The following is a 17,549-nucleotide window of genomic DNA, read 5'->3' as shown; positions in this document are numbered from 1 at the left end:
TCATATATTATAACTTATTTTATCTTGAAAGACTATTATTTATAAAAAAGTTCTCCTTTTGGAAATTCATCGACTAACTTTTTTGAAACCAATTACGGAAATTATATTTATCTACAGGATAGCATTGCATATAGTTTCCTGTTGGTTTTCACAGAAAAACAGGGATCAAGCTTAAACACTTAATCCCTTATCCCTGTATTATACTAATTCAAGAATTACTATTTCAGCAGCGTCCCCTCTTCTAGGGCCCACCTTGATAATTCTTGTGTATCCACCATTTCTGTCTTGGTATTTTGGTGCCAATTCAGTAAACATATTATTTACAACTGTTTCGTCTGTTATAAAAGCTAAAGCTTGACGTCTAGCGTGTAAATCGCCTTTTTTAGCTAATGTAATCATTTTCTCAGCTAATTTTTTTGTTTCCTTAGCTCTTGTTTCAGTAGTTTGTATGCGGCCACTTTTAATTAAGCTTGTTACTAAGTTTCTTAGCATCAAGTCCCTATGGGCGCTTACACGTCCTAATTTTCTATATCCAGCCATAACTATCCCTCCTTACTACTAGTTACTCATCACTAGGTTTTAAGCCTAATCCTAACTCGGCTAATTTCTTCTGTACTTCCTCAAGAGATTTTTTTCCTAGATTTCTAACCTTCATCATATCTTCCTCTGATTTTAGAGTAAGCTCTTGTACAGTATTAATTCCAGCTCGCTTTAAACAGTTATAAGAACGGACAGAAAGGTCTAGTTCTTCAATTGTCATCTCCAACATCTTTTCTTTTTTATCTTCTTCTTTATGAACCATAATTTCTACATCATTAACATGTTCTGTTAAAGTGATAAATAAATTAAGATGCTCGTTCATAATCTTTGCAGCTAATGAGATGGCTTCATCTGGCTTAATGCTTCCATCAGTAAATACTTCGATAATTAATTTATCATAGTCGGTTACTTGACCTACTCTTGTATTACCAACAGAATAGCTTACTTTCTTAACAGGCGTAAAGATAGAGTCAACAGGCAATACACCTATAGGCATCCCTTGAGTTTTATTGTTTTCAGCAGCTACATATCCTCTACCCTTAGATACATAGATTTCCATCATTAGCTTTGCATCTGTATCTAGTGTAGCAATGTGCAATTCAGGATTTAAAATCTCTACATCTGCATCGGCAATAATGTCTCCAGCTGTTACAACACCTTCACCATCAGCTTCAATTCTAATGGTTTTGGGTTCTTCACCATGAACTCTTATGGATAAACTTTTGAGGTTTAGAATGATTTCTGTTACATCTTCCTTTACTCCAGGAATTGTAGAGAACTCATGTAATACCCCTTCAATTTTCACAGAAGTTACTGCAGCACCTGGTAGGGATGATAGCATTATTCTTCTTAGGGAATTGCCTAGTGTTGTACCATAACCTCTTTCCAGAGGCTCCACTACAAATTTACCATAGGAAGCATCTTCACTTAATTCAGCAACTTCCACTTTAGGTTTTTCCATTTCTATCATTGAATTAAACCCTCCTTTTAATATCTTCTCTACTATATTGAGGGTAACTGATTCTAATCATTTATTATTTAGAATATAACTCTATTATTAGATTCTCTGCTATTGGTATGTCTATATCTTCTCTTGTAGGCAGTGAAACAATTTTTCCCTCTAGCTTTTCTACATCAACACTTAACCAATGAGGTACAGTTCCTTTGAAGATTTCTTTAACCTCTTTAAACTTAGGAGAACCTTGGGACTTCTCTTTTGCTTGGATAACATCTCCTACGTTTACGATATAAGAAGGAATATCCAATTTCTTACCATTTACTGTAAAGTGACCATGTACAATTAGCTGTCTTGCCTGTGCTCTAGAAGAAGCAAAGCCTAATCTGTAAACGACATTGTCTAATCTGCTTTCTAAAATTCTTAAAAGATTTTCACCTGCAATACCAGGTTGCTTTTCTGCCATTTCAAAATATTTTCTAAACTGTGCTTCTAGAACACCATAGAATCTCTTTGCTTTTTGTTTCTCTCTTAACTGCATACCATAGTTAGAAAGTTTCTTTCTGCTTTGTCCATGTTGTCCTGGAGCAAAGTTTCTCTTTGTTACAGCACATTTATCTGTATAGCATCTCTCGCCTTTAAGGTATAGCTTCATACCCTCACGACGACATAATCTACATACCGCATCTGTATATCTTGCCATTCTTGCACCTCCTAATCCTTAAAATCTATATTATACTCTTCTACGTTTTGGTGGTCTACAACCGTTGTGAGGTACTGGAGTTACGTCTTTAATCATAGTAACTTCAAGTCCACTTGCTTGTAAAGAACGAATAGCAGCTTCTCTTCCAGCTCCTGGTCCTTTAACATATACATCTACTGATTTTAATCCATGCTCCATAGCAGTTTTCGCTGCAGTTTCAGCAGCCATTTGTGCAGCAAAAGGTGTTGATTTTCTTGAACCTTTAAACCCTAATTGTCCTGCACTAGCCCATGAAATTGTATTACCTTGAGTATCTGTCAAAGTAACGATGGAGTTGTTAAATGTAGATTGAATATGGGCTTCACCACGTTCTATATTTTTACGTTCTCTTCTCTTACGAGTTGTTTTTCGTTTTGCTACTTTTGCCATACTTGCGCCCCTCCTTGCCTATTATTTCTTCTTCTTACGACCAACAGTTTTCTTAGGACCTTTTCTTGTTCTAGCATTTGTCTTGGTTTTTTGTCCCCTTACAGGTAAACCTTTGATATGACGCATGCCTCTATAGCATCTGATTTCTTTTAATCTTTTAATATTTAGGGAAATTTCTCTTCGTAAATCCCCTTCTACTTGATGGGCTTCATCAATGATTTTTCTTAAAGCATTGATTTCTTCTTCTGTTAAGTCCTTGATTCTAGTATCAGGATTTACACCAGCAGCGGCTAGTATGTCATTAGAAGTTTTTCTGCCTATACCAAATATATAAGTTAAGCCAATTTCTACTCTTTTATCTCTTGGTAAGTCAACACCAGCAATTCTGGCCATAGTAATTACACCTCCTAGTTCTCTTGTAACATCATTATTCGTAACAGTTATTTTGTCTGTATTAAAAGCTTTCCTTGATGAAAATTATATTTATATTTATCCTTTAGAGATCAGTTTTCAACTGATGCAGCCGCTCCAAAGAACAAATTTCAACAATATTATATTATACTATAAAATTCATAAAAATACTAGTATTTATCCTTGTTTTTGTTTGTGTTTAGGATTTTCACAAATTATCATTACTCTACCTTTTCTTTTGATAATCTTACACTTTTCACAAATTGGTTTGACTGATGGTCTAACCTTCATTGTTATCCCTCCTTCTAGCAGAACACCTAGAAATTTCCAATATATAACTACTTTTTACGCCATGTTATTCTACCACGAGTCAAGTCATAGGGAGATAATTCTACAGTAACCTTATCGCCTTCTAAGATTCTAATAAAGTGCATTCTTAGTTTTCCAGATATATGAGCTAAAATCTCATGACCATTTTCCAATTGTACGATAAACATAGCATTAGGTAAAGCTTCTTTTACTGTACCTTCTACTTCAATTACATCTTGTTTCGACATGCGGCAATCAAACCTCCATTCGCAGCCTAAGCATTTGCACCTAACCTTTCAAGCTCTTTTCTTATAAAGGCATTGTTAATTTTTTTTTCCTGTGTAATCCGTTCTTTTACCTCTTCAGATATTATGTTGAGCTTTGCAAGGTGCTTTAATTTTTTCTTTTTAGGTCTATCTATTTTCCTAATATGGCCGTCTACAATGAGGACAAATTCTTTATCTATTTGTTCTAAAATGATAAAGAACTTTCCTTTATCTCTACCTTGGGTAGATTTCACTACTTGGCCTATATTTATATCGCTTTGTTCCACAAAATGTCACCTCGTTCACTGGATTGTTATAATGCGGTTAAAATTTCAGGTTCTCCTTGTGTAATAGCGACGGTGTGTTCATAATGAGCTGAATACTTCCCATCCAGTGTTACCACGGTCCAACCATCGGTTAACACCTTCACTTCGTAGGTTCCTGCATTGATCATTGGTTCTATGGCTAAGACCATTCCTGCCTTCAGCCTCGGTCCCTTTCCTGGTGGTCCATAATTAGGTACCTGAGGTTCTTCATGCATTTTTGTTCCAATGCCATGACCAACATAATTTCTAACGACAGAAAATCCTTTTTCCTCTACGTAAGTTTGAATAGCATGGGAAATATCAGAAAGTCTATTACCTTCAGATGCATACTTTATTCCTTCGTAAAAGCTTTGTTTAGTTACATCTATTAGTTTTTGAGCTTTCTCACTAATTTTTCCTACACCATGGGTCTTAGCAGCATCTCCATAATACCCATCATAGAGAGCACCAATATCTATACTAATAATATCGCCATCTTCAAGGTGTTTTAATCCAGGAATTCCATGAACTACTTCATGATTTATTGATGTACATATGCTAGCTGGAAACCCGCCATAGCCTTTGAATGCAGGAATAGCACCACTTTTTTTAATATAGGCTTCTGCCATTTCATCTAACTCCCTGGTGGTTACTCCTGGCTTAATTGCCTCTTTTAATAGTTCATGCGTTTCTGCTACAATTTTTCCAGCCCTGTGCATTATTTCAATTTCTTGACGAGACTTAATATAGATCATTAGGATACTCCCCTTAAAATACGAACGATCTCTTGAGAGACATCCTCTATATCTTGTTCTCCTTCAATTACAGCTAATATGCCTCTTTTTTGATAATATTGAATTAATGGTTGGGTTTCCTTTGAATAAACTTCTATTCGTTTAGATACAGTTTCTTCTGTATCATCTGGTCTTTGATATAATTGTCCTTCACATTGATCACAAAGTTCTCCCTTTACAGAAGGATTGAAATCAATATGATAGGTTGCACCACAGTCTTTGCATATTCTTCTTCCAACAACCCTTTTGATAAGATTATCTTTATTCACTTCTATATTGATAACTTTATCTAAAGATATGCCCATGTTCTTGAGGACATCATCTAAAGCTTCGGCTTGAGGTACTGTACGAGGAAATCCATCTAATAAAAATCCTTTTTCACAGTCTTCCTGCTTTAAACGATCTTCTACAATGGCAACAACCAATTCATCAGGAACCAATAAACCTTGATCCATATAATCCTTTGCTTTTTTGCCTAGCTCTGTTCCCTGCTTAATATTATTTCTAAATATATCCCCAGTTGAGATGTGGGGTACATGAAATTCATTTACAATGACCGCAGCCTGGGTGCCTTTACCAGCACCTGGAGGGCCGAGTAAAATTGTTCTCATTTAACCATCTCCCAGCATAAATTTTGATGTATCATGGGGAAGATACCCCATGACAGACATCTATGAGAATAAAGGATTATTTCAAGAACCCTTGGTAATGTCTCATTAACATTTGTGCTTCTACTTGTTTCATTGTTTCTAATGCAACACCCACAACAATCAGTATAGCTGTTCCACCGAAAGCAATAGGCATTCCTATTAGATTAAGGGTAATTGTTGGAAGTATAGCAATAGCAGCTAAAAACACTGCACCAGCTAATGTAACTCTGTTGAGTACTTTTGTTAGATAATCTGATGTTGGTTTACCAGGACGAATTCCTGGGATAAACCCACCATTTTTCTTCATATTAGAAGCGACTTCCACTGGGTTAAAGGTAACTGCTGTATAGAAATAAGTGAAGAATATAATCAGTAAAGCACTTAATGCATTATAAATAAACATACCAGGTCCACCAGCAGGAGATAACCATTTTTGTACAAATAATGCAAATCCACTGGTTTCCCCAAAGAAGTAAGCAATTGTTTGTGGGAATGCCAATAGGGACATTGCAAAGATTACTGGAATAACCCCTGATTGATTCACCTTTAATGGAATGTGGGAGCTTTGTCCCCCATACATTTTTCTACCTACTACTCTTTTTGCGTATTGTACTGGAATTTTTCTAGTACCCTCTTGAATGGCTACAACTCCAGCAATAATAGCAATAGCAATCACTAGGAATATGATAATTGTTATAATGGAAACCTCACCTTGTGCTGTTAACGCATAGGTTCTGTATATCCCATCTGGAATTCTTGATACAATTCCAGCAAAAATAATTAAAGAAATTCCATTACCAATTCCCTTTTCAGTAATTTGTTCTCCTAACCACATTAAAAATGCTGTACCAGCTGTTAATGTCAATACAACTACAACAATACTGAAGGCGCCTCTGTCTATTAGTGCTCCTCTGAAAAGACCAGCGCTGATTCCTGTAGCTTGAATTAATGCTAGGATAACTGTTCCATATCTTGTGTATTGGGCTATTTTCTTTTTGCCTTCTTCTCCTTCTTTCGCCAACTCTTCTAAGCTAGGAATAGCTATGGTTAACAGTTGGATAATAATAGAAGCAGTAATGTAAGGTGTAATACTAAGAGCAAAAATTGTCATGTTTCCAAAGGCTCCTCCGGAAAACATGTCAAACATCGCCAATAGCCCAGCATTTTCTACAATTTGTCTAACGTAGTTGATATTAATACCTGGTACAGGTATAACTGAACCAAGTCTAAAGATGATTAACATCATAAAGGTGTATAAGATCCTGCTTCTCAAATCAGGAATTTTCCAAGCATTTCTTAGAGTTGATAACACCTTAAATCACCTCTACTTTTCCACCAGCGGCTTCTATTTTCTCGACAGCTGATTTCGTGAATTTTTGAGCTTTAATTGTCAAGTTTTTCTCAAGATTTCCATTTCCTAAGATCTTTAAGCCGTCTTTTTCAATCTTTTTAATAACACCTGCTTCTTTTAGCATTTGTGCAGTAATTTCTGTTCCGTTTTCAAATCTATTTAAATCTTCAATGTTTACAATTGCAAATTGTTTTTTGAAGATGTTGGTGAACCCACGTTTTGGTATACGTCTGATTAGAGGCATTTGGCCACCTTCAAATCCTAGTCTAGTACCACCGCCACTACGAGAGTTTTGTCCATTGCTACCTCTGCCTGCAGTTTTACCAAGGCCACTTCCAGTACCTCTACCTTTTCTCTTAGTCTTTCTTACAGCACCCACAGCAGGTCTAAGTTCATGTAACTTCATCTTTACACCTCCTTAATTACGCTTCTACAACTTCTACTAAATGTTTAACTGTTTCGATCATGCCTCTGATTTGAGCATTATCAGGCTTTTCTACTACTTGACCAACCTTTTTCAACCCTAATGCTTCAACAGTTTTTCTTTGATTTGGTAATGTTCCAATAACACTTTTAGATAATTTTATAGTTAAGTTTGCCATAGTATTTTCCCTCCTATCCTAAGAGTTCATCTATGGATTTGCCTCTTAGTTTAGCTACATCCTCTGCTCTTTTTAAGTTTCTTAAGCCATCCATTGTAGCATTTACCATATTCCTAGAATTGTTAGAGCCTAAAGACTTAGCCCTTACATCTTTAATACCGGCTAATTCCAATACAGCACGAACTGGACCTCCAGCAATAATACCTGTACCTTCTTTAGCAGGCATAATTAATACATTACCAGCACCAAAGTGTCCAATTACTTCATGTGGAATTGTTGTATTTACAATTGGTACTTTGATTAGGTTTTTCTTAGCATCTTGGATGCCTTTTCTAATAGCATCTGGAATTTCCATAGCTTTACCAGCACCTACACCAACATGTCCGTTCTCGTCTCCAACAACTACTAAAGCAGCAAATCTAAAGTTTCTACCACCCTTTACAACCTTAGTAACACGTCTTATATCAACAACTTGCTCTTTAATGTCAAGTTGACTAGCATCTATACGCTTGCCTAGCATGCAGTTCCCTCCTTCTATTAAAATTCTAATCCAGCTTCTCTGGCACCTTCAGCTAATTCCTTTACTCTTCCATGGTAAATATATCCTCCACGATCGAAGGTTACGCTTTTGATGCCTTTGTCTAAAGCTCTTTTAGCAACCAACTCGCCTACTAATTTAGCAGCAGCTTTGTTACCTGCAGCTTTTCCTTCGGCTTTAATTTCTTTATCTAAAGTAGAAGCAGCAACAATGGTTTGGCCTGTTTCATCATTGATGATTTGAGCGTACATATTGTTCAAGCTTCTGTATACATTCAATCTTGGACGTTCAGCTACGCCTTGAACCTTGTTACGTACTCTTTGGTGTCTCTTCTTTCTTGTAAGGTTTTTGCTTACCTTTTTAATCACCTTGCTCACTCCTTTCTATTACTTACCTGTCTTACCTTCCTTACGTCTGATTATTTCATCAGCATATTTAACCCCTTTACCTTTGTATGGCTCAGGCTTTCTTAGTTCACGAATTTTTGCTGCATAGTTTCCTACAGCTTGCTTGTTAATTCCTTTAACAAGAATTTCCGTTTGGGAAGGTACTTCAGTTGTAACACCCTCTGGATCCACCATTTCTACTGGGTGGGAGAAACCTAAACTAAGAACTAATTTGTTTCCTTGTTTGTTTGCTCTGTATCCAACACCTACTAATTGTAGTTTCTTCTCATATCCCTTTGCTACACCTTCTACCATGTTAGCTACAAGGGTTCTAGATAAACCATGTAAAGATTTATGTTTTTTGTTTTCAGTAGGTCTTTCAACTAAAATTGTGTTTTCTTCTTGACGAACAACAATATCTTTATGAATTTGTTCTGTTAATGTTCCCTTAGGTCCTTTAACAGTAACAAGATTTTTTTCATCAACCTTCACTTCAACATCTTTTGATAGTTCTATTGGCTTAACACCTATTCTTGACATGTTTGCACCTCCTTCAAGTTATTACGATTACCAGATGTAAGCAATAACCTCTCCGCCAACGCCTTGTTTTCTTGCAGTTTTATCTGTAATGATTCCCTTTGATGTAGAAATAACCGCTATTCCTAATCCACCTAATACCCTTGGGATCTCATCTTTTTTTGCATAAACCCTTAACCCTGGCTTTGAAATACGTTTGATTCCTGTAATAACTTTTTCCTTGTTTTTTCCATATTTTAATTGCATTCTAATAATACCTTGTTTCCCGTCTTCGATTACATCGAACCCTTTTATAAAACCTTCATCTAGAAGAATATTTGCAATTTCCTTCTTCATATTAGAAGCTGGAATGTCTACTGTTTCATGCTTTACCGCACTGGCATTTCTAACACGGGTAAGCATATCCGCAATTGGATCTGTCATTGTCATAACTTTTACCTCCTTCCTAAGATTACCAGCTAGCCTTTTTAACACCTGGTATTTGGCCTTTATAGGCTAATTCTCTAAAGCATATACGACATATACCAAATTTTCTTAAATAAGCATGTGGTCTTCCACAGATTTTACATCTAGTATATTCTCTTGTTTTATATTTTTGTTTTCTTTCTTGTTTTACTTTCAGAGATTGTTTTGCCACTACTTCTACCTCCTTACCTTATTTTACGAAAGGCATTCCCATTAACTTTAATAACTCACGACTTTCTTCATCTGTTTTAGCAGTGGTAACAAAGATAATATCCATTCCCCTTACTTTTTCTACTTTATCATACTCAATTTCTGGGAAAATCAATTGTTCTTTGATCCCTAACGCATAGTTTCCTCTACCGTCAAAGGCTTTAGCACTTACACCTCTAAAGTCTCTTACCCTTGGTAGTGCAATATTTAATAATCTATCTACAAATTCGTACATCTTCTCGCCTCTTAACGTCACCTTAGCACCGATAGACATACCCTCACGAAGTTTAAAGTTAGAAACAGATTTTTTAGCTTTTGTAATAACAGGTTTTTGTCCTGCAATTGTAGTTAATTCTTTGATAGCAAGCTCTAATCCCTTTGGATTGTCCTTTGCTTCACCGATTCCCATATTGATAACAACTTTTTCAAGTTTAGGAATTTCCATAACGTTTTTATAACCGAATTTTTCCATCATTGCTGATGCAACTTCATTTTTGTATTTTTCTCTTAATCTAGCCATTACTAGACTTACCTCCCTTCTTCACTTTAGTCTAATACTTCGCCAGTCTTTTTGCTTACTCTTACTTTTTCACCATTATTTAATACTTTATATCCTACTCTAACCCCTTGGTTAGCTTTTTTATCAAAAATCATGACGTTTGATACATGAACAGGAGCTTCTTGTTGAATAATCCCACCCTGTTGTGTTTTAGGATTTGGTTTTTGGTGCTTTGTTACCATGTTCACACCTTCAACAATAACTCTTTCTTCTTTAGGCAGCACTTGAAGCACTTTACCTACTTTTGTTTTATCTTTTCCAGAAATTACTACGACCGTGTCGCCTTTTTTTATACGTGCCATTCATCACACCTCCTGCTTTATAATACTTCTGGAGCTAGTGAAACTATTTTCATAAATTCTTTATCTCTTAATTCTCTTGCCACTGGTCCAAAGATACGTGTCCCTACTGGTTGCTTATCTTCTTTAACGATTACAGCAGCATTCTCATCAAATCGAATATAAAAACCGTCTTTACGTCTTACAGAAGCTTTTGTTCTAACAACAACCGCTCTTACAACTTGGCCTTTTTTAACAACACCTCCTGGTGTTGCACTCTTAACTGAACAGATGATTTCGTCACCTATTTTGGCATATCTTCTTTTCGTTCCGCCTAATACACGAATGCAAAGTAACTCTTTTGCGCCTGAGTTGTCTGCTACAGCAAGCCGTGATTCCTGTTGGATCATAGCAATACCTCCTTTTTCTCTTCTATCCTACTTCGCTTGTTCGATAACTTTAACAAGTCTCCATCTCTTATCTTTAGATAGGGGTCTTGTTTCCATAATCCTAACTTTATCGCCAATATTACATTCATTCATTTCGTCATGTGCTTTATATTTAGTGGTTCTCTTAACAGCTTTTCCGTATAGTGGATGACGAACAAAATCTTCTACTAATACTACAATAGTTTTATCCATTTTGTCACTTACTACACGACCTGTTCTAATCTTTCTTTTTCCTCTTTCCACGAATTTGGCCTCCCTTCTCACCTACATCATAATCCAATTATGCATTTGTTTTAGTGATTTCCCGTTCCCTAATAATTGTTTTTAATCTAGCAATATCCTTGCGAACATTTCTGATTCTCAAAGGGTTTTCGAGCTGGCCGGTCGCTAATTGGAAACGCAGGTTAAATAATTCACTTTTTGAATCAGCTAATTTTTGTTGTAATTCAACATCTGTCATATCTCTTAATGTATTAGCTTTCATCAGCTTCACCACCCTTTACTTCTGATTCTTGACGTGTTACAAACTTACATTTAATTGGTAATTTATGCATAGCAAGCCTCATAGCTTCTCTCGCTTTTTCTTCGGATACACCAGCTATTTCAAACATTACTCTGCCTGGTTTAACTACTGCAACCCAAAACTCTGGTGAACCTTTACCGGCACCCATACGAGTTTCAGCTGGTTTCTTTGTTACTGGCTTATGAGGGAAAATTTTAATCCAAACTTTACCCCCTCTTTTAATGGATCTAGTCATAGCAATACGTGCAGCTTCTATTTGATTAGAGGTGATCCATGCTGGTTCTAAAGCCATAATACCATATTCTCCATAAGAAACCTTGTTTCCTCTGGTGGCTTCACCTGCCATTTTACCTCTATGCACTCTACGGCGTTTTACTCTTTTAGGCATTAACATGCGCTATTCCTCCTTCCTTCAAGGCATAACTGTTACTTGTTTTCAGATTTGTTTTTATTTTCTTCGACTTTGTTTACATTTCTCTTTGTAGGTAATACTTCACCTTTGTAAATCCAAACCTTAACACCTAATTTACCATAGGTTGTCATGGCTTCTGCAAAACCATAGTCAATGTCAGCTCTTAATGTGTGTAATGGAACATTACCTTGGTTATAGCCTTCTGAACGAGCCATTTCTGCTCCACCAAGTCTACCTGATGTCAATACCTTGATACCTTTAGCGCCAGAACGCATAGCTCTTTGCATAGCTTGCTTCATAGCTCTTCTAAAGGAAACCCTTCTTTCCAGTGAGAAGGCAATGTTTTCTGCTACTAATTGTGCATCCGTTTCAGGTGTTTTCACCTCTATTACATTAACAGCAACATTTTTCTTTGTTAACTTCTCTAATTCTTTTTTTAGATCTTCAACACCTTGACCACCTTTACCAATAACCATTCCTGGTTTTGCGGTGTAAACATTTATTTTAACCCGATTGTTAGCTGCTCTTTCTATTTCAACTCTAGAAATACCAGAAACAAAAAGTTTTTCTTTAACGTACTTACGGATTTTATGGTCTTCAATTAGTAGGTCTGAAAAATCTTTTTTATTAGCGTACCATTTTGCGTCCCAATCTTTGATAATACCTACTCTCAATCCGTGTGGACTCACCTTTTGACCCATTATTTTCCCTCCTTAAATCCTATTTTTCCTTTAATACAACTCCGATGTGACTAGTTCTTTTTCTAATAGTAGTAGCACGTCCCATAGCTCTTGGTCTAAAACGTTTCATTGTTGGGCCCTGGTCTGCGTATATTTCTGCTATATATAAACTTTCTCTATCCATGTCATAGTTGTTTTCTGCATTAGCTAAAGCTGATTTTACAACCTTTTCTACTATCGGCGCAGCTGCCTTTGGTGTGTATTTTAAAATCGCTAAGGCTTCATCAACTTTTTTTCCTCTAACTAAATCAACAACTTGTTGAGCTTTTCTAGGAGCTATTCTAACAAATCTTGCTATTGCTCTTGCTTCCATGGAATGACCTCCTTTCATAATCTAGATCAAACAACTAAATAATTCCATTAAACGCTATATTATTTTCTCTTGGTTGTTTTATCGTTATCGTCATGTCCTCTATAGGTTCTGGTTGGAGCAAATTCTCCTAATTTATGTCCCACCATATCTTCTGTCACATATACTGGAATGTGTTTTCTTCCATCATGCACAGCAATTGTATGTCCGATCATTTGTGGAAAAATAGTAGATGCTCTTGACCATGTTTTGATAACTTTTTTCTCATCCTTTGCATTCATTTCTTCTATTTTTTTCAATAAACCAGAATGAACGAAAGGTCCTTTTTTAAGTGATCTACCCATTACTTTTCCTCCCTTCAGAAGTATATCTATTTATCCAATAGATTTTAGGCTATCTTATTTCTTTCTTCTTGATACAATGAATTTATTTGAAGCTTTTTTCTTGTCTCTAGTTTTGTATCCTAATGCAGGTTTACCCCATGGTGTAACTGGTGAAGGTCTACCAATAGGTGTTCTACCTTCCCCTCCACCGTGTGGATGGTCGTTAGGATTCATCGCGGAACCTCTTACTGTAGGTCTGATACCCATAAGTCTTTTTCTACCTGCTTTACCGATGGTGATGTTTTCATGTTCTTGATTTCCAACTTCACCAACTGTCGCTTTACACTCAATAGCAATCTGTCTAATTTCACCTGAAGGTAATCTTAATAGTGCATATTTACCTTCCTTTGCCATTAATTGAGCTGAATTCCCCGCAGCCCTTGCGATTTGACCACCTTTACCAGGCTTCATTTCAATGTTGTGTACTATTGTACCAACCGGGATATTTTTTAATGGCAGTGCATTACCTATTTTAATATCTGAATCTGGACCTGATTCTATCATATCTCCAACCTTTAAATGGTTTGGTGCAATGATATATCTTTTTTCTCCATCTGCATAATGTAACAATGCAATGTTAGCAGTTCTATTTGGATCGTATTCAATGGTTGCAACCTTTGCTGGAATACCATCCTTGTTTCTCTTAAAATCAATAATTCTATATTTTCTCTTTAAACCACCGCCCCTATGGCGTATAGTTATTTTACCTTGAGCATTTCTTCCACCAGTTTTTGAAAGGGTTTCAACTAATGATTTTTCAGGCTCTACTCTTGTAATTTCTTCAAACGTAGAAACTGTCATTTGTCTTCTAGCTGGTGAAGTAGGATTAAATTTTTTAATACCCATTGCTATTTCCCTCCTTCGTATTACAAATCAATCATTACATTCCTTCAAAAATTTCAATTTCCTTGCTATCTTGAGTTAAAGTAACAATGGCTTTTTTCCAGTCAGGTCTTTTGCCAACGTTTCTTCCCATTCTTTTAAATTTACCCTTCATGTTCATAGTGTTTACTTTTTCCACTTTAACACCAAAGATTTTTTCTATTGCTCTTCTAACTTCTGTCTTGTTAGCTCTTCTATCTACTACAAAAGCATACTTCTTATCAGCAATATCTGTCATACTTTCTTCAGTCACTAACGGTCTAATAACAATATCGTGTGGATTTGTCATTACGCGTACACCTCCTCCACTTTTTGAACAGCATCTTTTGTAATGATGAACTTATCATACTTTAAGATGTCATATACATTTAATGTGTTAACGGAAGCTGTTTCTACTCCTGGGATATTTCTAGCTGATTTGATTACAGCTTCATTTTTGTCTCCCAACACGATTAGGGCTTTTTTATCAACCTTTAGGTTGCTTAAGATATTGATCATTTCTTTCGTTTTTGGTGCATCTAATGCTAACTCATCTAATACAATGAACTCATTGCTACTTACTTTAGATGTAAGGGCTGACTTCATTGCAAGTCTTCTTACTTTTTTCGGTAATGTATAGCTATAATCTCTTGGCTTCGGTGCAAAAACAGTACCTCCACCAACCCATAGTGGTGAACGAATACTACCATGTCGGGCACGGCCTGTTCCTTTTTGTCTCCATGGCTTTCTTCCGCCACCTCTTACTTCTGCTCTTGTTTTAGCAGACTGAGTTCCTTGTCTTTTGTTTGCCAATTGATTTTTTACTACTTCATAAAGGACATGTTGGTTTACTTCTACACCAAACACGTTGTCATTTAACTCTATTTCACTCACTTGTTCTCCAGACACATTATATACAGCTACTTTAGGCATAGCAAATCCTCCTTTCTGCAATCAGCTTATTTCCCTTGCTTTACTGTCTCTTTAATAATTAACAGTCCTTTTTTAGGACCTGGTACAGCACCTTTTACTAAAAGTAAATTTCTTTCAATATCTACTTTTACAATTTCAAGATTTTGAATAGTTACCTGTACAGCACCCATATGTCCTGGTAATTTTTTACCTTTAAAAACTCTTGCTGGGTAGGAAGACGCTCCCATTGAACCAGGTCTTCTATGATATCTAGAACCATGGGTTTCTGGCCCTCTGCTTTGTCCGTGTCTTTTAATAACACCTTGAAAACCCTTACCTTTAGAAATGCCAGTGATATCAACTTTTTGTCCCTCTTGGAAAAGATCTACTTTAATCTCTTGACCAACAGTGAAATCAGTTGCATTTTCTACTCTGAACTCCTTTAATCTTCTTCTAGGAGCTACTCCTGCTTTTTCATAGTGACCTTTTAAAGGTTTGTTTGCTCTTTTTTCTTTAATTGTATCAAAGCCTACTTGAACGGCACTGTAACCGTCTGCGTCATTTGTTTTTACCTGTGCTACTACGTTAGGCTCTGCTTGGATAACTGTAACTGGTACAACTATTCCATTTTCATTAAAAATCTGGGTCATTCCAATTTTTCTTCCGATTAAACCTGTCATTTATTACACCTCCTATTAATCTTACAGCGGATTATACTTTATTAAGTATAATCATACTAAGATAGGATGAATTTCATCTCTTTATCTTAGCCAAACCGACATTATAATTTAATTTCGATGTCAACGCCTGCTGGTAAATCTAGTCTCATTAAAGCGTCAACTGTTTTAGATGTTGGATTTAAGATGTCAACCAATCTTTTATGGGTTCTCATCTCAAATTGTTCTCTAGAATCCTTGTACTTATGAACCGCTCTTAAGATAGTAATAATTTGCTTCTCTGTTGGTAATGGAACTGGTCCAGAAACCTCAGCACCACTTCTTTTAGCAGTTTCAACAATTTTTTCAGCAGATTGATCTAATAACTTATGATCATACGCCTTTAATCTAATTCTAATTTTTTGTTTCGCTTTTGCTGTTGCCATTTGCTTTCCCTCCCTTTCATCGCACGTGATTTCTTTTTACGTACGACTCAGACCACCTATACACTGTTCCGGGTGTGTTGAATTTTTTTAAAAAAAACAGTGAAGACAATCTTGTCGCCCGATTCTTAGATCTAGACATTGCTCAGCGAAAATTTCCTTTTGCAGCAACCTTTCGCTTCATCGCCTTCAGAACAACTAAACATACATGTCAAACAGACACTAATATATTTTATACTATTCCTCAACAAATATCAAGCCTATTTACAACATTTGTTGAGCTATATTGTAAAAAAAATATTATATAATGCAAATTTAGAAGAAGAGAAAAACTCTTCTTCTAAATTTATTCAATAGGGTCTAATTATTCAATAATAGAAGCAACTACTCCAGCACCTACAGTTCTTCCACCTTCACGGATAGCGAATCTTAGTCCTTCTTCTGTAGCAATCGGGCTAATTAATTCGATTTCCATTGTAATGTTGTCTCCTGGCATTACCATTTCTACTCCTTCTGGTAATTTGATGCTTCCTGTTACGTCTGTTGTTCTAAAGTAAAACTGTGGTCTGTATCCATCAAAGAATGGTGTATGTCTTCCACCTTCTTCTTTCTTTAATACGTATACTTCAGCTTTAAACTTTGTATGAGGTTTGATTGTACCAGGCTTTGCTAATACTTGTCCTCTTTCGATTTCTGTTCTTTGGATTCCTCTTAATAGGATTCCTACGTTATCTCCTGCTTGGGCTTGATCAAGAAGCTTTCTGAACATCTCTACTCCTGTTACAATTAGCTTTCTTGATTCTTCTGCCAATCCTACTAACTCTACTTCGTCTTGTACCTTTACGATTCCTCTTTCTACTCTTCCTGTTGCAACTGTTCCTCTACCTGTAATAGAGAATACGTCCTCTACTGGCATTAGGAATGCTCTGTCTACATCTCTTTCTGGCTCTGGGATGTATTCATCAATAACTTCAAACATTTTTACAATCTTGTCTCCCCATTCGCTATCTGGTTCTTCGATGGCTTTTAAAGCAGAACCTTTGAATACTGGTGTGTCGTCTCCTGGGAATTCGTATTCATTTAATAGGTCTCTAATTTCCATTTCTACTAACTCTAATAATTCTTCATCGTCTACCATGTCACACTTGTTCATGAATACTACGATGTATGGTACCCCTACCTGTCTTGATAACAGAATATGCTCTCTTGTTTGTGGCATTGGACCATCTGCTGCTGATACTACTAAAATAGCTCCGTCCATTTGTGCTGCTCCTGTAATCATGTTTTTTACATAGTCAGCATGGCCTGGGCAGTCTACGTGGGCGTAGTGTCTATTTGGTGTCTCGTATTCAACGTGGGATGTTGAAATCGTGATTCCTCTTTCTCTTTCTTCTGGTGCTTTGTCGATTTGGTCATAGGCTATTGAAGAACCTGTACCGAATTTCTTGTTTAATGTCATAGTGATTGCTGCTGTTAATGTTGTTTTACCATGGTCAACGTGTCCTATTGTTCCTATGTTTACATGGGGTTTATTTCTTTCAAATTTTGTTTTTGCCATTTTTTATTCCTCCT

At 36.2% G+C, this 17,549-nt stretch carries 33 protein-coding genes; all 33 read right to left on the bottom strand.

From position 1 onward, the window contains the following. Positions 1-198: 198 nt before the first annotated feature. The 33 genes from rplQ to tuf all read right to left on the bottom strand — a co-directional run bounded on the left by rplQ (position 199) and on the right by tuf (position 17,535). A complete protein-coding gene (gene rplQ / locus BLS22_RS13435; RefSeq protein WP_090554666.1) occupies positions 199-540 on the bottom strand; it encodes a 50S ribosomal protein L17 in 342 nt (113 codons plus the stop codon). 22 nt (positions 541-562) lie between these two features. Next, positions 563-1,510 carry a DNA-directed RNA polymerase subunit alpha gene (locus BLS22_RS13430; protein ID WP_090554664.1) on the bottom strand — a complete coding sequence of 316 codons (948 nt, stop codon included), beginning with the start codon at positions 1,508-1,510 and terminating at the stop codon, positions 563-565. Positions 1,511-1,574: 64 nt separating this feature from the next. Continuing rightward, positions 1,575-2,198 carry a 30S ribosomal protein S4 gene (rpsD, locus tag BLS22_RS13425; protein WP_090554662.1) on the bottom strand — a complete coding sequence of 208 codons (624 nt, stop codon included), beginning with the start codon at positions 2,196-2,198 and terminating at the stop codon, positions 1,575-1,577. Between the two features lie 30 nt (positions 2,199-2,228). Continuing rightward, positions 2,229-2,627, bottom strand: a complete 399-nt coding sequence (rpsK, locus tag BLS22_RS13420; RefSeq protein ID WP_090554660.1) for a 30S ribosomal protein S11 — start codon at positions 2,625-2,627, stop codon at positions 2,229-2,231. Positions 2,628-2,648: 21 nt separating this feature from the next. Next, the gene (rpsM, locus tag BLS22_RS13415) at positions 2,649-3,020 is read right to left on the bottom strand and encodes a 30S ribosomal protein S13 (RefSeq protein ID WP_090554658.1); all 372 of its coding nucleotides are present in this window, start codon (positions 3,018-3,020) and stop codon (positions 2,649-2,651) included. Positions 3,021-3,215: 195 nt separating this feature from the next. Then, complete coding sequence (gene rpmJ / locus BLS22_RS13410) at positions 3,216-3,329, bottom strand: 50S ribosomal protein L36 (RefSeq protein ID WP_069978764.1); 114 nt, start codon at positions 3,327-3,329, stop codon at positions 3,216-3,218. Between the two features lie 47 nt (positions 3,330-3,376). After that, complete coding sequence (gene infA, locus BLS22_RS13405) at positions 3,377-3,595, bottom strand: translation initiation factor IF-1 (protein ID WP_090554656.1); 219 nt, start codon at positions 3,593-3,595, stop codon at positions 3,377-3,379. A gap of 26 nt (positions 3,596-3,621) precedes the next feature. After that, positions 3,622-3,900: a KOW domain-containing RNA-binding protein gene (locus BLS22_RS13400; RefSeq protein ID WP_090554654.1), complete on the bottom strand. Its 279-nt coding sequence runs from the start codon at positions 3,898-3,900 to the stop codon at positions 3,622-3,624. A gap of 26 nt (positions 3,901-3,926) precedes the next feature. Further along, positions 3,927-4,673, bottom strand: a complete 747-nt coding sequence (gene map, locus BLS22_RS13395) for a type I methionyl aminopeptidase (protein ID WP_090554652.1) — start codon at positions 4,671-4,673, stop codon at positions 3,927-3,929. Beyond that, the gene (locus BLS22_RS13390; protein ID WP_090554650.1) at positions 4,673-5,323 is read right to left on the bottom strand and encodes an adenylate kinase; all 651 of its coding nucleotides are present in this window, start codon (positions 5,321-5,323) and stop codon (positions 4,673-4,675) included. The genes map and BLS22_RS13390 overlap by 1 nt, the downstream gene beginning before the upstream one ends. A gap of 76 nt (positions 5,324-5,399) precedes the next feature. Beyond that, a complete protein-coding gene (gene secY / locus BLS22_RS13385) occupies positions 5,400-6,674 on the bottom strand; it encodes a preprotein translocase subunit SecY (RefSeq protein WP_090554648.1) in 1,275 nt (424 codons plus the stop codon). 1 nt (position 6,675) lies between these two features. Beyond that, positions 6,676-7,119, bottom strand: a complete 444-nt coding sequence (gene rplO / locus BLS22_RS13380) for a 50S ribosomal protein L15 (RefSeq protein ID WP_090554646.1) — start codon at positions 7,117-7,119, stop codon at positions 6,676-6,678. Between the two features lie 16 nt (positions 7,120-7,135). Next, positions 7,136-7,315, bottom strand: a complete 180-nt coding sequence (rpmD, locus tag BLS22_RS13375; protein WP_090554645.1) for a 50S ribosomal protein L30 — start codon at positions 7,313-7,315, stop codon at positions 7,136-7,138. A 13-nt stretch (positions 7,316-7,328) separates the two neighbouring features. After that, complete coding sequence (gene rpsE / locus BLS22_RS13370; protein WP_090554644.1) at positions 7,329-7,835, bottom strand: 30S ribosomal protein S5; 507 nt, start codon at positions 7,833-7,835, stop codon at positions 7,329-7,331. A 17-nt stretch (positions 7,836-7,852) separates the two neighbouring features. After that, complete coding sequence (gene rplR / locus BLS22_RS13365; protein ID WP_090554642.1) at positions 7,853-8,221, bottom strand: 50S ribosomal protein L18; 369 nt, start codon at positions 8,219-8,221, stop codon at positions 7,853-7,855. Between the two features lie 18 nt (positions 8,222-8,239). Continuing rightward, complete coding sequence (gene rplF, locus BLS22_RS13360; protein ID WP_090554640.1) at positions 8,240-8,779, bottom strand: 50S ribosomal protein L6; 540 nt, start codon at positions 8,777-8,779, stop codon at positions 8,240-8,242. 27 nt (positions 8,780-8,806) lie between these two features. Beyond that, on the bottom strand, positions 8,807-9,205 hold the full coding sequence (rpsH, locus tag BLS22_RS13355; RefSeq protein WP_090554638.1) for a 30S ribosomal protein S8: 399 nt from the start codon (positions 9,203-9,205) through the stop codon (positions 8,807-8,809). Between the two features lie 22 nt (positions 9,206-9,227). Continuing rightward, positions 9,228-9,413 (bottom strand): type Z 30S ribosomal protein S14, encoded by a 186-nt coding sequence (locus BLS22_RS13350; protein ID WP_090554636.1) that lies wholly within the window; start codon positions 9,411-9,413, stop codon positions 9,228-9,230. 18 nt (positions 9,414-9,431) lie between these two features. Continuing rightward, positions 9,432-9,971 carry a 50S ribosomal protein L5 gene (gene rplE, locus BLS22_RS13345; protein WP_090554635.1) on the bottom strand — a complete coding sequence of 180 codons (540 nt, stop codon included), beginning with the start codon at positions 9,969-9,971 and terminating at the stop codon, positions 9,432-9,434. A gap of 26 nt (positions 9,972-9,997) precedes the next feature. Then, positions 9,998-10,312: a 50S ribosomal protein L24 gene (gene rplX, locus BLS22_RS13340; protein WP_090554633.1), complete on the bottom strand. Its 315-nt coding sequence runs from the start codon at positions 10,310-10,312 to the stop codon at positions 9,998-10,000. Positions 10,313-10,329: 17 nt separating this feature from the next. Next, entirely contained in the window at positions 10,330-10,698 is a 369-nt protein-coding gene (gene rplN, locus BLS22_RS13335) for a 50S ribosomal protein L14 (protein ID WP_090554631.1), read from the bottom strand. Between the two features lie 27 nt (positions 10,699-10,725). Then, entirely contained in the window at positions 10,726-10,980 is a 255-nt protein-coding gene (rpsQ, locus tag BLS22_RS13330; RefSeq protein WP_090554629.1) for a 30S ribosomal protein S17, read from the bottom strand. A 37-nt stretch (positions 10,981-11,017) separates the two neighbouring features. Beyond that, the gene (gene rpmC, locus BLS22_RS13325; RefSeq protein WP_090554628.1) at positions 11,018-11,221 is read right to left on the bottom strand and encodes a 50S ribosomal protein L29; all 204 of its coding nucleotides are present in this window, start codon (positions 11,219-11,221) and stop codon (positions 11,018-11,020) included. Beyond that, positions 11,211-11,654, bottom strand: a complete 444-nt coding sequence (gene rplP, locus BLS22_RS13320; protein WP_090554626.1) for a 50S ribosomal protein L16 — start codon at positions 11,652-11,654, stop codon at positions 11,211-11,213. Before rplP ends, rpmC begins: the two co-directional genes overlap by 11 nt. 32 nt (positions 11,655-11,686) lie before the next feature. Continuing rightward, positions 11,687-12,373, bottom strand: a complete 687-nt coding sequence (gene rpsC, locus BLS22_RS13315; RefSeq protein ID WP_090554625.1) for a 30S ribosomal protein S3 — start codon at positions 12,371-12,373, stop codon at positions 11,687-11,689. 19 nt (positions 12,374-12,392) lie between these two features. Then, complete coding sequence (rplV, locus tag BLS22_RS13310; RefSeq protein WP_090554623.1) at positions 12,393-12,725, bottom strand: 50S ribosomal protein L22; 333 nt, start codon at positions 12,723-12,725, stop codon at positions 12,393-12,395. A gap of 59 nt (positions 12,726-12,784) precedes the next feature. Then, positions 12,785-13,066 carry a 30S ribosomal protein S19 gene (rpsS, locus tag BLS22_RS13305; protein WP_090554621.1) on the bottom strand — a complete coding sequence of 94 codons (282 nt, stop codon included), beginning with the start codon at positions 13,064-13,066 and terminating at the stop codon, positions 12,785-12,787. A gap of 54 nt (positions 13,067-13,120) precedes the next feature. Continuing rightward, positions 13,121-13,951, bottom strand: a complete 831-nt coding sequence (gene rplB, locus BLS22_RS13300; RefSeq protein WP_090554619.1) for a 50S ribosomal protein L2 — start codon at positions 13,949-13,951, stop codon at positions 13,121-13,123. 34 nt (positions 13,952-13,985) lie between these two features. Further along, positions 13,986-14,276: a 50S ribosomal protein L23 gene (gene rplW / locus BLS22_RS13295; protein WP_090554617.1), complete on the bottom strand. Its 291-nt coding sequence runs from the start codon at positions 14,274-14,276 to the stop codon at positions 13,986-13,988. Next, positions 14,276-14,899 carry a 50S ribosomal protein L4 gene (rplD, locus tag BLS22_RS13290; RefSeq protein WP_090554615.1) on the bottom strand — a complete coding sequence of 208 codons (624 nt, stop codon included), beginning with the start codon at positions 14,897-14,899 and terminating at the stop codon, positions 14,276-14,278. The genes rplW and rplD overlap by 1 nt, the downstream gene beginning before the upstream one ends. A 26-nt stretch (positions 14,900-14,925) precedes the next feature. After that, positions 14,926-15,558 carry a 50S ribosomal protein L3 gene (gene rplC / locus BLS22_RS13285; protein WP_090554613.1) on the bottom strand — a complete coding sequence of 211 codons (633 nt, stop codon included), beginning with the start codon at positions 15,556-15,558 and terminating at the stop codon, positions 14,926-14,928. A gap of 101 nt (positions 15,559-15,659) precedes the next feature. After that, positions 15,660-15,980, bottom strand: coding sequence for a 30S ribosomal protein S10 (gene rpsJ, locus BLS22_RS13280; RefSeq protein ID WP_090554610.1), 321 nt, complete (start codon positions 15,978-15,980; stop codon positions 15,660-15,662). 361 nt (positions 15,981-16,341) lie between these two features. After that, the gene (gene tuf / locus BLS22_RS13275; protein ID WP_090554606.1) at positions 16,342-17,535 is read right to left on the bottom strand and encodes an elongation factor Tu; all 1,194 of its coding nucleotides are present in this window, start codon (positions 17,533-17,535) and stop codon (positions 16,342-16,344) included. Between the last annotated feature and the right edge of the window lie 14 nt (positions 17,536-17,549).

Source organism: Natronincola ferrireducens, assembly GCF_900100845.1.
Classification (GTDB): Bacteria; Bacillota; Clostridia; order Peptostreptococcales; family Natronincolaceae; genus Natronincola_B; species Natronincola_B ferrireducens.
Note: the sequence above shows the minus strand (reverse complement) of the source record. Positions and strands in the feature narration are given on the sequence as shown.

Bases quoted from the DNA above. Each gene is read 5' to 3' on its own strand.
- tuf (WP_090554606.1), bottom strand. From the start codon at position 17,535: ATGGCAAAAACAAAATTTGAAAGAAATAAACCCCATGTAAACATAGGA.
- rpsD (WP_090554662.1), bottom strand. From the start codon at position 2,198: ATGGCAAGATATACAGATGCGGTATGTAGATTATGTCGTCGTGAGGGT.
- rplC (WP_090554613.1), bottom strand. From the start codon at position 15,558: ATGACAGGTTTAATCGGAAGAAAAATTGGAATGACCCAGATTTTTAAT.
- rplB (WP_090554619.1), bottom strand. From the start codon at position 13,951: ATGGGTATTAAAAAATTTAATCCTACTTCACCAGCTAGAAGACAAATG.
- rplV (WP_090554623.1), bottom strand. From the start codon at position 12,725: ATGGAAGCAAGAGCAATAGCAAGATTTGTTAGAATAGCTCCTAGAAAA.
- rpsS (WP_090554621.1), bottom strand. From the start codon at position 13,066: ATGGGTAGATCACTTAAAAAAGGACCTTTCGTTCATTCTGGTTTATTG.
- rpsE (WP_090554644.1), bottom strand. From the start codon at position 7,835: ATGCTAGGCAAGCGTATAGATGCTAGTCAACTTGACATTAAAGAGCAA.
- BLS22_RS13390 (WP_090554650.1), bottom strand. From the start codon at position 5,323: ATGAGAACAATTTTACTCGGCCCTCCAGGTGCTGGTAAAGGCACCCAG.
- rplP (WP_090554626.1), bottom strand. From the start codon at position 11,654: ATGTTAATGCCTAAAAGAGTAAAACGCCGTAGAGTGCATAGAGGTAAA.
- rplE (WP_090554635.1), bottom strand. From the start codon at position 9,971: ATGGCTAGATTAAGAGAAAAATACAAAAATGAAGTTGCATCAGCAATG.
- BLS22_RS13430 (WP_090554664.1), bottom strand. From the start codon at position 1,510: ATGATAGAAATGGAAAAACCTAAAGTGGAAGTTGCTGAATTAAGTGAA.
- rplF (WP_090554640.1), bottom strand. From the start codon at position 8,779: ATGTCAAGAATAGGTGTTAAGCCAATAGAACTATCAAAAGATGTTGAA.
- rpmJ (WP_069978764.1), bottom strand. From the start codon at position 3,329: ATGAAGGTTAGACCATCAGTCAAACCAATTTGTGAAAAGTGTAAGATT.
- infA (WP_090554656.1), bottom strand. From the start codon at position 3,595: ATGTCGAAACAAGATGTAATTGAAGTAGAAGGTACAGTAAAAGAAGCT.
- rpmD (WP_090554645.1), bottom strand. From the start codon at position 7,315: ATGGCAAACTTAACTATAAAATTATCTAAAAGTGTTATTGGAACATTA.
- rplO (WP_090554646.1), bottom strand. From the start codon at position 7,119: ATGAAGTTACATGAACTTAGACCTGCTGTGGGTGCTGTAAGAAAGACT.
- rplW (WP_090554617.1), bottom strand. From the start codon at position 14,276: ATGACAAATCCACACGATATTGTTATTAGACCGTTAGTGACTGAAGAA.
- rpsJ (WP_090554610.1), bottom strand. From the start codon at position 15,980: ATGGCAACAGCAAAAGCGAAACAAAAAATTAGAATTAGATTAAAGGCG.
- rplX (WP_090554633.1), bottom strand. From the start codon at position 10,312: ATGGCACGTATAAAAAAAGGCGACACGGTCGTAGTAATTTCTGGAAAA.
- rplN (WP_090554631.1), bottom strand. From the start codon at position 10,698: ATGATCCAACAGGAATCACGGCTTGCTGTAGCAGACAACTCAGGCGCA.
- rpsM (WP_090554658.1), bottom strand. From the start codon at position 3,020: ATGGCCAGAATTGCTGGTGTTGACTTACCAAGAGATAAAAGAGTAGAA.
- rpsH (WP_090554638.1), bottom strand. From the start codon at position 9,205: ATGACAATGACAGATCCAATTGCGGATATGCTTACCCGTGTTAGAAAT.
- rpmC (WP_090554628.1), bottom strand. From the start codon at position 11,221: ATGAAAGCTAATACATTAAGAGATATGACAGATGTTGAATTACAACAA.
- map (WP_090554652.1), bottom strand. From the start codon at position 4,673: ATGATCTATATTAAGTCTCGTCAAGAAATTGAAATAATGCACAGGGCT.
- rplQ (WP_090554666.1), bottom strand. From the start codon at position 540: ATGGCTGGATATAGAAAATTAGGACGTGTAAGCGCCCATAGGGACTTG.
- rplD (WP_090554615.1), bottom strand. From the start codon at position 14,899: ATGCCTAAAGTAGCTGTATATAATGTGTCTGGAGAACAAGTGAGTGAA.
- rpsC (WP_090554625.1), bottom strand. From the start codon at position 12,373: ATGGGTCAAAAGGTGAGTCCACACGGATTGAGAGTAGGTATTATCAAA.
- rpsK (WP_090554660.1), bottom strand. From the start codon at position 2,627: ATGGCAAAAGTAGCAAAACGAAAAACAACTCGTAAGAGAAGAGAACGT.